This window comes from Pirellulales bacterium (assembly GCA_035939775.1).
Classification (GTDB): domain Bacteria; phylum Planctomycetota; class Planctomycetia; order Pirellulales; family DATAWG01; genus DASZFO01.
Genome location: DASZFO010000326.1, coordinates 1 through 12,567, shown reverse-complemented (window position 1 = coordinate 12,567; position 12,567 = coordinate 1). Strand labels below are relative to the sequence as shown.

Sequence of the window (12,567 nt, the reverse complement as noted above, 5' to 3'; positions counted from 1 at the left end):
CACGGCCAGAACTTCCGTGCGGCACGTGAAGATATGCCGCTCTTGGATCAAGGCGTCAGCGCTTTGGTCGAAGATCTGCACCAGCGCGGGCTGGATCGCGACGTGTCGGTGGTCGTGTGGGGCGAATTCGGCCGCACGCCGAAGATCAACAAAGACGCCGGCCGCGATCACTGGCCGCAAGTCAGTTGCGCCATGCTCGCCGGTGGCGGCATGCGCATGGGCCAGGTGATCGGGGCCACGAACCGCCTCGCCGAATACCCTGTCCAACGCCCCGTCACCTTCGGCGAAGTCTTCGCCACGCTCTACCACAACCTCGGCATCGACATCAACACGACCACCATCCGCGACCTCACCGGCCGCCCGCAATACTTGGTCGATCATGTTCAGCCGATGCGAGAGTTGATCTGAAGAATGGCACCCAGCGTTAGGTCAAGCGTCTTCGCCGGGCCTAATGAGTTTCCAAGTCGAGCGATGGCTTGAACCATTTGCATTTGAAGCGGGCTGGGCAGCGTCGCCTGACGTCATCCAAGTTGCTTGTTGGAGGGGCGAACCGAGGCGCGTCGCGACTTGTCGTCGTTGGGATGGCGAGTCAACTATCGGGTTTTTTGTGAGGGGAGATGTGATGACGCATAAGAATCGAATGGCACGAACCCAAGAACAGCTTCAGGCGGAATCCAAGACACTCCTCTTTGAATTCCATCAAATGACTGAATCCGCCGAACTTCTACGGCAAAACGCGTTTGGAGGCAGCGGGGTCACGCATAACAACACCGTCCAGGGTTTCGTGACGCACTTTCGGAACATTTCGTGCTTTTTCTTCGAGCATCACCCGAGATTCCCATCACCCAAAGAAGGCGACTTGGCCGCGGGGGAATACGTGGCGGACTGGTCGACGCGCTCACCGGCTCCATCCACGGACGTCTGTGACGCGAAAGAAGCGGCGAATAAGCAGATTGCACATATAACTGCCGTGCGGAGGGATCGGAACTTTGTCCGCGGCAATGAGTATCGTTGGCAGATCGATGAAATCGAGCGCGAGTTGGTTGCTGTGCTACGACAATTTCTCGCAGTGGCGCCGGAGGCAAAGTTCGATTTATTGGCCTTGGCCGAATTGCGAGCGCTCGCGTCGAAAGCGCTGCCTGTTTCGGGCAAAGTGAACCTCGGTCTCCGCGCGGCTCGGACCGGCAAGACCAACGCCTGCAGGACGGACGCTCGAACGACAGCTCCGCCTCCCAACTTTTGCGCGAAGACGTCGCCTTAGGTCCAATTCTCGTACGTACTAAAACCGGCTCAGATGGCGTGAAGGCCGGTACTCAAGCTACGACACTTATTACCATGATCGCTGCAACACGAAGCGAAGCGCTGGCAATATTGACGGAACTCTGCGAACTGTCTCCCGACGTGCGATTGGGCCAACTGCTCGCCCATTTGGGGTTCCTCGGGGAAGACCAGACCGGGCGAACACTTTGGGACATTGACGACGAGCAACTGTTAGCCGTCTTTTATCACCACCGGCAGAACTAATCGCGCGGCACTCCGGATCCACCAATGCAGTCCTCGAACTGTTCGCGCAAACTCAGGACTCAGGGAAATGACAAATGGCTACTGCCAGCATTGTTGCCGAAGTGCGACAGGCACGCGAAACGATTGCGAAGCGATTCAACTTCGATCTCCACGCCGTATCCGAGGACGCCAGGCAACGGCAAGCCACGAGCGGGCGAAGGGTCGTTTCGTTCCCGCCTAAACCTGTCAGAACAGCGACCACCGAGTAGAAAACCCCGCTCAATACAAGAAGTGATTATCAAAAGCGATCCGCGAAATTCCGAACGCCGGACCATCGACGAGCGGGTCGCGGCGGAGCCGCACTTACCGCCGCCCCAATTGCCGGTCGATGCGCCGGCGTTACCGGTGGAGACCTTTCTCGGCCGACGGAATCGGCGTCCGGTGGCGGTCGAGGGTGTTGTCGAGAATGGCGTAGTTCGTCCGGTCGATCCCGCTGTAAAGTTGCTTGAGCATTCGCGGGTTATTATTGTGGCAACCGAATTGGCATGATCTGTCCCATCAATCCACGCTCTGCGTCACCATTGCGACCGTCGCGGCTTCGGCGGGGGAGGCGGAGGTTTCGATGCGGACTGGCTCGGAGTGCCGGCCGTCGACGGCCTCAAGCAGGCTGATCTCGTGGCTGTCCCGGTGCGTGGCCAGATAGCGCCGCACGTAGTCCACCGTTTCGTCGATCGTATCGGCCTGAATCATCAACAGCTCGCCGGGGCGGACCGTGCTCAGGGCCGTTTCGATCGCCTGTACGGCGCCGCGGACCTCTTGAATCTCGAGCGCCCGCTTCGCCCCGCAAAGCCCCTGCTTGAGCAGCCCCATGATCTCGCCTTCCTTGCGGCCGCGGACGTAGTGGTCCTCATAAAGCACGACGCGGTCGAAGGCGGCGCCGAGCAATTCGCCTTGGCGGACCATGTCGCAATCGCGGCGATCGCCGGCGCAGGTGTAGACCGCCGTGCGACGATCTTGGTGAAACTGCTTCATCGCTTCCGTCAGCGCGATCAGCGATGACGGGTTGTGCCCGTAGTCGACGATCACGGTCACTCCGCCGATGTCGAGCAGATTGAATCGGCCGGGGACGTGCTCGATATCGGCTGCGAACGATTCCAGGCCGGTGCGGATCGCCTCGCGAGTGAGGCCCAAGCCCCAAACGGCGCCAACGGCGGCCAGCGCGTTCTCGACTTGAAACGCGACCCGCCCGCCATGCGTGAGCGGCACGCGGTCGAGCCGCACGAGCGGAATCTCCAACTCGCCCTCGGCGAGCATGATGATGCCGTCGCGGACCGTGACGGCGCGGCCCCCCTGGGCACGATGCGCCGTCACGACCGGTTGATCCGCCGTAAGCGAGAAAAACACCACCGGCGCGGGCGATTTGGCCGCCATCTCGACCACCAGCGGATCGCTGGCGTTGAGGACGGCGGTGCCGGTCGGAGAGAGTGCTTCGACGACCGTTCGCTTGACGCGAGCCAGCTTTTCAAGTGTGTCGATGTCGGCCAGCCCGAGATGGTCTCCTTCGCCCATGTTGGTGACGACCGCCACATCGCAGCGGTCGAACCCGAGACCGGCCCGGAGGATGCCGCCGCGCGCGGTTTCCAATACGGCCGCGTCGACCGACGGATTGAGCAGGATGTTCTGGGCGCTTTGCGGGCCGCTGCAATCACCGGTTTGAATCCGCCGGCTGTCGATGAAGATCCCCTCCGTGCAAGTCATGCCGACGCGGCGGCCGGTGCCGCGAAGCACGTGGGCGATCAACCGCGTAGTGGTTGTCTTGCCATTGACGCCAGTGACCGCGACGATCGGAATGCGGCCCGTTTCACCGGCCGCGAACAACGTCCCGACGATTGCCTCGCCGACGGGGCGCGGCTTGCCGAGCGACGGCTCCAAATGCATTCGCAAGCCCGGAGCGGCGTTGACCTCGACGATCACCCCGCGCTGGGCTTCGAGCGGGCTGCTGATGTCGATCGCCACGACGTCGACTCCCGCGACGTCCAGCCCGACCACGCGGGCCGCATCGACGGCCCGAGCGGCGATGTCCGGATGCACCAGATCGGTCACGTCGGTCGCCGTTCCACCCGTGCTTAGATTCGCGTTGCGACGAATGAGGACGCGAGTCCCCGCGGTCGGAATGGAGCCCGGGGTCAATCCTTGATCGGCGAGCACCTGCTGCGCCACGGTATCGAGATTGATTTTGCTCAGCGAGGTGGCATGGTCGTCCCCCCGGCGCGGATCTTCGTTTACGACGCGAACCAACTCTGCGATCGAATGGACTCCGTCGCCGATCACTTGCGCCGGCTCGCGCCGCGCGGCGGCAACGACTCTATCCCCAACCACGAGGAGTCGATAATCGCCGCCGGGAGCGAATTGCTCGACGACGATCGTCGATTCTTCTTGCCGCGCCGCGTCGTATGCCGCCAGCACTTGCTCTTTGCTGTTCAGATTGGTGGCCACGCCGCGCCCTTGGTTGCCGAATTGCGGCTTGACGACGACCGGCAAGCCGATCTCCTGCGCGGCCGCCCAGGAATCGTCAGCGTTCTCGACCGCTCGGCCTTCGGGGACGGGCACGCCGACGGCGCGCAGCAGAGTCCGAGTCAATTCCTTGTCTTGGGCAATCGATTCGGCGATGGCTCCGGTGCGGTCGGTCTCGGCCGCGAGGATGCGCCGCTGCCGAGCGCCGTAGCCCAACTGCACGAGGCTTCCCGCATTGAGCCGGCGGGCGGGGATTCCACGAGCCAGCGCCGCTTGGACGATCGAATTGGTGCTCGGTCCCAAACGGATTTGCTGCGTCAAGGCGCGCAAGCGACGCAGCTCGCCTTCCAGATCGAAAGGCTTGTCATGCACCGCGGCGAGGCACAGCTCGCGACCGACTTCCAAACAGGCCTTACCGACCGATTCCTCAAGATACTCGATGGCGACTTTGTAAACTCCCTCTTCCGCCGTCTCACGGGTCCGCCCGAAGCCGACTTCGCTCCCCGCCAACGTCTGCAATTCGAGCACCACGTGCTCGAGAATGTGGGCCTGATACGTGCCGCGACGGAGCCGCTCGAAGAAACCGCCGCGCTCGCCGATGCTGCAGCGATGCTCGATCATCGTCGGCAACCAGGTCATCAATCGCTCGTTGAATCCGGGCAGCTCGTCGGACGGCGAGTCTTTCAAGATCCCCAGATCGACCCACGCCTCGAGCACGGGAAAATTCGCCCAATAATTCGGACCACGAAGCACCAGCACTTTCCGGATTTCCATGTTTCGCTAACTCACAGTTGCCTGGCATCGGGAGATAGAACCCGTTGCTTGGCGGCTCCCTCCAGCCGCGAAGCGTTCTGTCAAAAACTCATCGGTTGCCGACGGACCTCGATTCTTGATTGTGTCGGCTGGAAAAAACGCCGCTGTTAATTTATCGCAACATGGCGTTGCGTCTTTAGGCAGCGGATTAGGTTGCGAATGGCTCGCAGATTTCGCCGCTCCGCCGCCGCACGGGCAAACGGCTGCGCCGCCCTACGGGCGAACGACTATGCCGCCGCACCGGCGATCGGCCGGACAGCCGTCAACTCCACAGGGCGGTTCCGCGCGCCGTGGGAATCGGCTTACAGTGAGTATCAGTGCGAGTCATCCGCGTCACACACGCCGTGCAACATTGAGGCCGTTCGGAGAGCCAATCGTGGCGCAAGCGTGCCGCGGCCTGACGTCGCCTTCGGTGAGGCAAGGTGGGAGGAAGGTAGGGTGGGTCGGGCCAGCGAAGGCCAATACAATCGAGATTGATCATCAAAAGCTAATCCCGGCGATTGCGTGAACTCTAACGGCTCGACGGAACGTGCGAATTACCGCCAATCCAAAACCGCAATCTTACAATACAACTACCATGTAAAGACGACAAATGCGAGCCATTCGTTCCTCGCATCCAGTGGTCTCGATGGCCGTCGTCAACTGAAAAAAACGCGCTTACGTCCACGTTCATCAATCCACCAGGAACGCTGCAAACGATGTTATACTAATCGACTTGGGGGGATAGTCAAGGAATCGACGCTTTTTCGCACGTTTGTTGGCTTTTCGCCTCAAGCGTTCGATAGTCGATCACGTTCATTATCGGTCCGGCATTGGCGTCAAAAACCCTCTGGTCAAGTCGCTGCCCGCGGACGTAAGATTGGCCGAGAGCACGCTGCAAAAACTAGACCGCGCCGGCAATTTTCCGCTTTCGCGTACGACTGTTGCATCTGGAATAATGAATCCCCCACTGGAAGGAACGACTGACGCCGGTAGCTCGCTGCCTGAGTCTTGGCGCAGCGCGGTCCGCACGCAACTCGCGACGGGCGAATCAGTTCTGGCGTGGTTTGAGCCCGATCTCGATCAGCGCCTCTGCTTTGCGCGGCGGCTAGTTGTCTTGACGGACCGGCGTCTATTGGCCTATGGCGAGCCCGAGATCCTCTCAACGATCGCGACGACGAATGGTTTGCCCGCGTCCAGCGATGACGCTCCGAAAGCGCCCCGGTGGCAAACATGGCCAGTTTCGGGCGACGTTTCGCTGCGGGCCCAGGAACACGTGGGGGCCGGCACGCTCGATCTCGTCACGAGCGAACGCCGGTTGACGCACTGGAAATACACGCTGGGGGCCGCTGCCGCGGCCCATCGCTTCGTCGGCCGATTCAACGATGCGAAAAACCGATCGTCCGGCGTCTCGACGAGCATTTGCCCAAGTTGCGGCGCCGTAATCAGCGCCGACGACGGCATCTGCCGTTCGTGCAGCGTGGCGCTTGAGCCGCGGGCAATCGCTTCGCTCTATCGCTTGATCGCGTTTGCCAGGCCGCGGCTGAAACTGATCTTGCTGGGATTCTTGCTCACCTTGGCGAGCACCGCCATCAGTTTGATTCCGCTCTATCTAGCGATGCGGCTCTTGGATGACGTACTCGTGCCGTATGAAGGCGGGCACGCGGTGAGCATGATTCTCGCGGTCTGGCTTTTGAGCGGGTGGGCGGTCGCGGCAATCATCACTTGGCTGCTCGAATGGGCGCGGACCTACGTGCTCGCCTGGGCGAGCGAGTGGATTGCCGCCGATTTGCGCAACAAGACCTATGCCCATCTGCAATGGCTGTCGCTCGAGTTCTTCGGCGGCAAACGGACCGGTGATTTGATGTCGCGGATCGGCAGTGACACCGACAAGATCTGCAACTTCCTTTCGGTCAATTTGATTGCGTTCGCCTCCGACGTGATCATGATGTTGATGACCGCCGGGTTTCTGCTTTCGACGAATTGGATGTTGGCATTGGTGTCGCTGGCGCCGTTTCCGGTGATCGTGTGGCTGGTGAACTGGGTCCGGTCGAGGCTGCGGCGGAATTTCCGCCTGTCGGGCGTGGCCTGGGGCGAGATGACGAGCGTGCTGGCCGACACGATCCCAGGGATTCGCGTCGTCAAGGCGTTTGCCCAGGAGGACCGCGAGATCGAGCGGTTCGGCCACAGCAACCATCGCGTGGTGGAAATCAACCAACGCGTGAACTTCGTCTGGTCGTTCTTCGCCCCGACTGTGAAGATGTTCACCGAGTTGGGTCTGTTGGTCGTGTGGGCCTTCGGCTGCTGGCAAGTGTTTCAGCATGATGTCAAGGTCGGAGTGCTGTGGGCATTCGCCCTGGGAATCGGCCGCTTCTTCACGCGGATCGAGTCGCTGATCTACATGGTTTCCGCCACGCAGAAGGCGGCTGCCTCGGCGCAACGGATCTACGAGATTCTCGACCGCGTGCCGAGCGTGGCCGAGCCGGTCCGGCCGGTGCATCCCGGCCGCCTGGAAGGGGCCGTCGAGCTGCGCGGAGTGCGCTTCAAATATGGCACACGCGAGGTGCTCCACGGGATCGACCTGGCCATCCGGCCGGGTGAAATGATCGGACTGGTCGGGCAGAGCGGAGCAGGCAAGAGCACGCTGATTAACCTCGTCTGCCGCTTTTACGATGTGGCGGAGGGGGCGATCCTGGCGGACGGAGTCGATATCCGGTCAATCCCCGTGGCCGAGTACCGGCACAACATTGGGATCGTGCTGCAGGATCCGTTTTTGTTCTACGGCACGATTGCCGAGAATATCTCCTATGGCCGCCCCGGTGCGACACGTGACGAAATCGTGGCCGCGGCCCGCGCCGCGCGAGCGCATGAGTTTATACTGAATCTCCCTGATGGGTACGATTCACTCGTCGGCGAGCGGGGTCAATCGCTCTCCGGCGGCGAACGGCAGCGGATTTCGATCGCCCGGGCCCTGTTGATCGATCCGCGAATCTTGATCCTCGACGAGGCGACCTCGTCGGTCGATACGGAAACGGAGCGCGAAATCCAAGTGGCGCTCGAGAACCTGATACAAGGTCGCACGACGATCGCAATCGCCCACCGTCTCAGCACGCTCAGACGGGCCGACCGCCTCGTCGTCCTCGAACGGGGCCAAATCGCCGAGATCGGCAACCATCAGGAACTCCTCCGGCTCCCCGGCGCCTACGCCCGATTGCATCGAGCGCAGTTGGAATTAGTGCAAGGGGTGGGAGTATAACCTCATGCAACGAGAGAATATGCACTTCGACGCGTCTTCTGACGACGCTTTCGGTCTGCATCACGACGCGCTCGGCCGGCTCGTGCTAACTGATGCCCATGCCGTGGAGCATGTCGACGTCGAGCCGGCGCGGGCGTTTCCGATTTCCGATCCGCTGAATCGCATCTCGATTCGCGATAACCACGGACGCGAGCTACTCTGGGTCGAGAGTCTGGCCGATCTGCCTCCCGACGTGCGCAGCGTGCTGGAAACAGACCTGATGCGGCGCGAGTTCATCCCGATCGTGACGCGAATCGTCCACATGACGGCTTTCACCGAACCGTCGCAATGGGACGTCGAAACCGATCGCGGGCGAACCCAATTCCTACTGGGCAACGAGGACGACATTCACCGCCTCGAAGGCCACCGGGCCATCATCGTCGATACGCACGGCATTCGTTTCTTGATCCCCGACACACGCGCGCTCGATGCTCCCAGTAGGCGAATCTTGGAGCGCTACTTGTGAAGCGGCGAAACTGATAACCATTTGCCATCCGACATGAGGCGATCATGATCACCGATATCCTTCCCGACAAACTGCTGCAAGACATCCCGCTCTTCCGCATGCTCAATCCGACGGAGCGACGGCAGATCGCCGAGATCATTAAGGTGACGGCGTTCCAGCCGGGGGACTTGATCCTCGAACAGGGAAAAGAGAGCCGTAATTTGTGGGTCGTCGTCGAGGGAAAGTGCGAAGTGGTGCGGCACCTCGAACATAAGGATTCGGAGATGGAATCGGTCGTGCTCGCCACGCTCGAGCCGTACCACCAGTTCGGCGAGATGTCGTTCTTCCATCCCGCCCCACACTCCGCCGACGTGCGCGCTCAGACGCACGTCAAGCTGTTGCGGATCGCCCACGTCGATTATCAAGACCTGATCGACGAAGGGATCTGGGCCGCCTACAAAATCTCGCACACGGCGGTCGAAACGCTCGCCCAACGCTTGCGGCGAATGGATGAATGGATCGCCCAGCTCGTGGCCGACCAACCGGACGGCGACGACCAAGTCCGCGAATGGAACACCTTCCGCGAGAAGCTGTTCAATCGCTGGAATTTGTAGGATAGGGGAATTCTCAGCACGCGATGGATAGAATAAGGGTGTCCATCAATCATTACGAGGCGCGATATGAGTTCGAGAACAGAAGCGACCGTCGAAGATCTTTACAATGTGGCCGGCAAGGCTGAACTGATCGGAGGAGAGATTGTGATGATGTCGCCGACCGGAGGTTTGCCCGGCTATGCGGCCCTTGAAATCGGCGCGAGCCTGAGAGAGTATGCACAGCGAACGAGGAGCGGACACGCCATCGGCGACAACGTGGGATTCGTCGTCGATTTGCCGGATCGAAAGTCCTTTTGCCCGGATGCCGCGTATCATGTTGGCCGCCTAAGCATGAAATTCATCGACGGCGCGCCCGTCTTTGCCGTCGAAGTTCGTAGTGAGGGAGATTACGGCCCAGCGGCCGAACGGGAGTTGGACGAAAAGCGGGCCGACTATTTCGCCGCAGGGACGAAAGTCGTGTGGGACGTCGATCTCAACGGTCCTGACGTCGTTCGCGTCTATCGGGCCGATGATTCGCGCCTCCCGACGACCTACCACCGCGGCCAACTCGCCGAAGCCGAGCCGGCCGTCCCCGGCTGGACGATGCCGGTTGATGATCTCTTTCCGGCGGAGCACGAGTGAGGAGCGAAAGACGAACGTAAAGAGGACGCGCCGCATTTCAGAAACGAGCCGCGCCCCCCGTTTCCCTCCCCGAGTAAACTAACCGTATGAACGGAAATCGAATCATGACAAGCAAACTCGTAATCGTCGCGCTCGGCCTGGTATCGATTGTTTTGGCCTCATCCATCTTCGCGGCTGAAAGCCAGCCACCGGCCAGTCCCGAAGTTACGGCGGCGATGCAGCCTTATCTGGACAGCTACAAGCTGGCGGGGGTCATTGCCGTCATCGCCGACAGGAGCGGGAAGGTTCACTACAGGAATCTGTTGGGCTACGCCGATATCGAGGCGAAGAAACCGATCAGCGAAGACAACGTCTTCTGGATCGCTTCGATGTCCAAGATGTTCGCCGGGGCATCCATCATGATGTTGGTGGATGAAGGCAAAGTCAGCTTGGATGACCCGGTGACGAAGTACATCCCGCAGCTCAATAAGTGGATGGTGCTTGCGGAAAAGGATGAGGCGCATGTCCTGCTGAAACCCGTGGTTCGTCCGGTGACGATTCGGCATGTGCTAAGCCACACCAGCGGCCTGGCCGGCAGTTCGGAGCTTCAGCAGGTCACGGGGGCGGACAGCACGCCGCTGAAGGCCCGCGCGCTCGGCTCCGTCACCGGTCCGCTCCAGTGGCAGCCGGGCGACAAGTACGCCTATGGCAACCAGGGGATGAACATCGCCGCGCGCATCGTCGAGATCGTCAGTGGCACGCCGTATGAGGATTTTCTGCAGAAGCGATTCTTTGATCCGCTGGGCATGCAGGAGACCACCTTCTGGCCCAGTGAAGCACAAGTTGCCCGGCTGGCCGGCGCTTATGGTCCGAACAAGGAAAGGAATGGTTACGCGCGGGGCGGCCTGGGCTATTTGACCAAGCCGTTGAGCGATCGGATTCACCGTTATCCCGAGGCTGGGGGCGGCCTTTTCTCCACCACGCACGACATTTTCCGATACGGCCTAATGCTGGCCAACGACGGCGAACTAGAGGGCGAACGCTACCTGTCGCACGCGGCGATGGAGGAACTGCGGACGGAGCAGACCGGCTCGACGAAGGTCAACTACAGCCTGGGATACCACCTTCGCAACGGCATGTTTGGCCACGATGGCGCCTATGGCACCGATCTGTCGGTCGACCCAAAGACCGGAATGGTGGCCATCTTCATGGTGCAATGCAGCGGCGGTGACCAGTGGGCCGCCCGCGATTTGTTTCTCAAGACGGCCACGCAGGTCTTTCCAAAATGAACCCGCGCGTTACCGCTTGATACAGCTATGGCACTACGCCCCCGCCTCGGCGACGCCCACGAGCACGACCATCGCCGCCACTCTTGCAATCCATGTTGCTCTCATCACGCCCTCTTTTGCCGGTTTTCGCCCGCAACGCCTCGCGACTGTCCTCGAGACTGACCCATGATTGAGAATAAAGTGTAAAGTGGAAAAATCGGGGCGACAAGATCTGAACCGATCTGAGAATTCGGATTTCCTTGCCCAAATGCTGAATCCTGAGCGTCTAGCTCTCGCCATCAAGATTCATATGCAGAGTTACGAACTCTTGCGATGGATCGCCACTGCCATCGACAAAGGCAAGCTTTCTGTCGAGCGCGCCGAGCACCATTCCGATACTCCCGATGCCGCTTTCGACTGGATGGAGTGGAACACGTATTTCATTCCGCCAAAATTCCTGCCCGACCAAGCCCACTTTCGCGAGTTCGCCAATTTCTTTTGGACATACGTCACCACATCGTTCGACGTGATTGCAAATCCGATCGAAATATTGGTGCCTGACAACGGTGGTTGCATTTGTCCGCTTTGCGCGAGGATCGGGAGTGCTTCGCACCTCCAGGCCAAGAATCTCTCGAAATCGGACAAGCGCCGCGCAGAGGAGTTGATGGTTGAGCGGCTTGCTGCACTCGGCGATGAAGAAAAACTGAACGTTCCGCCCGAACGCGTCCTCGACATCGTGGCTGATTTGGCCACTCGAAGGTCTGCCGCCTTTTCGACCTACGGTCAATGGCTCATTAACCGCCTTTCGGGCGTGACTGACGGTCCGTCAGTGCTCGCTCTGTGGCGCGAAATCGCTTCGAATCGCGCCGGCTCGCCTATCCAAGGATTCTCGCTCAAACTCGAAGATTCTCAATTCGCAGAGACGACACTGGTTCGAGCGCTCCACAGTGATTCCGAACGGCAACAACCGTCGGAAGAAAAGCGCTGAGACTAAGGCAGGATGCCCGCCTCTACGCGCCCTGCCTCGCAGGTTTACTGCGTTTTGGCCGCGATAAAATCCACTACCGGCGTCGGGTCCTGCGGGCCGATCGGAAAATGTCCCTCGCCAGGCTTCACGATGACCGTCATCTGGCCGCCGAACTCCTTGTAGCGTTTTTCAGCGACTCGCGTCTCGCGGTCAAGCCAGGGATCAAGCTGGCCGCACACATGCAGGATCGGCACGCCCGCATTGGCCAGAGGGGCCAGATTGTCCAGCGGCGGCTTTTTTTCCTTTCTGCCCTCCATGATGCTGCGCAGGACGGGATTCTCCCCGTAGATGCACGAAACTTTGTCCGGGTTTTCGATGGCCCAAGCGTAGGCTTCTCCGGCTCCCGCGCCAGCGCCTTCCATGGCCGGTTTCTTGGAAAAGCCGTGGTCGGTCATGTTCTTATAGACGGCGTCCCACTCTGCCCGAACGGGGCCTCCTCCCACGATGGGAGCAGCCACGATGGTGAACCCCTTGGCCAGCAGGGCCAGATCAACAGCGGAGGCATCCCG

The 12,567-nt window shown here is 60.6% G+C and carries 10 protein-coding genes; 8 read left to right on the top strand and 2 right to left on the bottom strand.

The window, feature by feature from the left end:
* Together VGY55_21020 and VGY55_21015 are read left to right on the top strand one after the other, a co-directional pair.
* The coding region (locus tag VGY55_21020; protein HEV2972467.1) for a DUF1501 domain-containing protein at positions 1-408 on the top strand (408 nt) is incomplete at its 5' end.
* Positions 409-1,335: 927 nt separating this feature from the next.
* Positions 1,336-1,524, top strand: coding sequence for a hypothetical protein (locus VGY55_21015; GenBank protein ID HEV2972466.1), 189 nt, complete (start codon positions 1,336-1,338; stop codon positions 1,522-1,524).
* 537 nt (positions 1,525-2,061) lie between these two features.
* Here the strand turns inward: VGY55_21015 and cphA are convergent.
* On the bottom strand, positions 2,062-4,791 hold the full coding sequence (gene cphA / locus VGY55_21010) for a cyanophycin synthetase (GenBank protein ID HEV2972465.1): 2,730 nt from the start codon (positions 4,789-4,791) through the stop codon (positions 2,062-2,064).
* A gap of 976 nt (positions 4,792-5,767) precedes the next feature.
* Between cphA and VGY55_21005 the strand changes: the two genes are divergently transcribed.
* The 6 genes from VGY55_21005 (at position 5,768) to VGY55_20980 (ending at position 12,019) form a co-directional block, all read left to right on the top strand.
* Positions 5,768-8,065, top strand: coding sequence for an ABC transporter transmembrane domain-containing protein (locus VGY55_21005; protein HEV2972464.1), 2,298 nt, complete (start codon positions 5,768-5,770; stop codon positions 8,063-8,065).
* 4 nt (positions 8,066-8,069) lie between these two features.
* Positions 8,070-8,570, top strand: a complete 501-nt coding sequence (locus tag VGY55_21000; GenBank protein ID HEV2972463.1) for a DUF1854 domain-containing protein — start codon at positions 8,070-8,072, stop codon at positions 8,568-8,570.
* A gap of 44 nt (positions 8,571-8,614) precedes the next feature.
* Positions 8,615-9,163 carry a cyclic nucleotide-binding domain-containing protein gene (locus VGY55_20995; protein HEV2972462.1) on the top strand — a complete coding sequence of 183 codons (549 nt, stop codon included), beginning with the start codon at positions 8,615-8,617 and terminating at the stop codon, positions 9,161-9,163.
* A gap of 66 nt (positions 9,164-9,229) precedes the next feature.
* Positions 9,230-9,784 (top strand): Uma2 family endonuclease, encoded by a 555-nt coding sequence (locus tag VGY55_20990; GenBank protein ID HEV2972461.1) that lies wholly within the window; start codon positions 9,230-9,232, stop codon positions 9,782-9,784.
* Positions 9,785-9,888: 104 nt separating this feature from the next.
* Entirely contained in the window at positions 9,889-11,052 is a 1,164-nt protein-coding gene (locus VGY55_20985; GenBank protein ID HEV2972460.1) for a serine hydrolase domain-containing protein, read from the top strand.
* 289 nt (positions 11,053-11,341) lie between these two features.
* Entirely contained in the window at positions 11,342-12,019 is a 678-nt protein-coding gene (locus VGY55_20980) for a hypothetical protein (protein ID HEV2972459.1), read from the top strand.
* A gap of 44 nt (positions 12,020-12,063) precedes the next feature.
* On the opposite strand, the gene VGY55_20975 is transcribed toward VGY55_20980, so the two are convergent.
* A partial coding sequence (locus VGY55_20975) for an alpha/beta hydrolase (protein ID HEV2972458.1) occupies positions 12,064-12,567 on the bottom strand: 504 nt, incomplete at its 5' end.

Coding starts and splice junctions, on each gene's coding strand:
- VGY55_21015 (HEV2972466.1), top strand. CDS start 1,336: ATGATCGCTGCAACACGAAGCGAAGCGCTGGCAATATTGACGGAACTC.
- cphA (HEV2972465.1), bottom strand. CDS start 4,791: ATGGAAATCCGGAAAGTGCTGGTGCTTCGTGGTCCGAATTATTGGGCG.
- VGY55_21005 (HEV2972464.1), top strand. CDS start 5,768: ATGAATCCCCCACTGGAAGGAACGACTGACGCCGGTAGCTCGCTGCCT.
- VGY55_21000 (HEV2972463.1), top strand. CDS start 8,070: ATGCAACGAGAGAATATGCACTTCGACGCGTCTTCTGACGACGCTTTC.
- VGY55_20995 (HEV2972462.1), top strand. CDS start 8,615: ATGATCACCGATATCCTTCCCGACAAACTGCTGCAAGACATCCCGCTC.
- VGY55_20990 (HEV2972461.1), top strand. CDS start 9,230: ATGAGTTCGAGAACAGAAGCGACCGTCGAAGATCTTTACAATGTGGCC.
- VGY55_20985 (HEV2972460.1), top strand. CDS start 9,889: ATGACAAGCAAACTCGTAATCGTCGCGCTCGGCCTGGTATCGATTGTT.
- VGY55_20980 (HEV2972459.1), top strand. CDS start 11,342: ATGCAGAGTTACGAACTCTTGCGATGGATCGCCACTGCCATCGACAAA.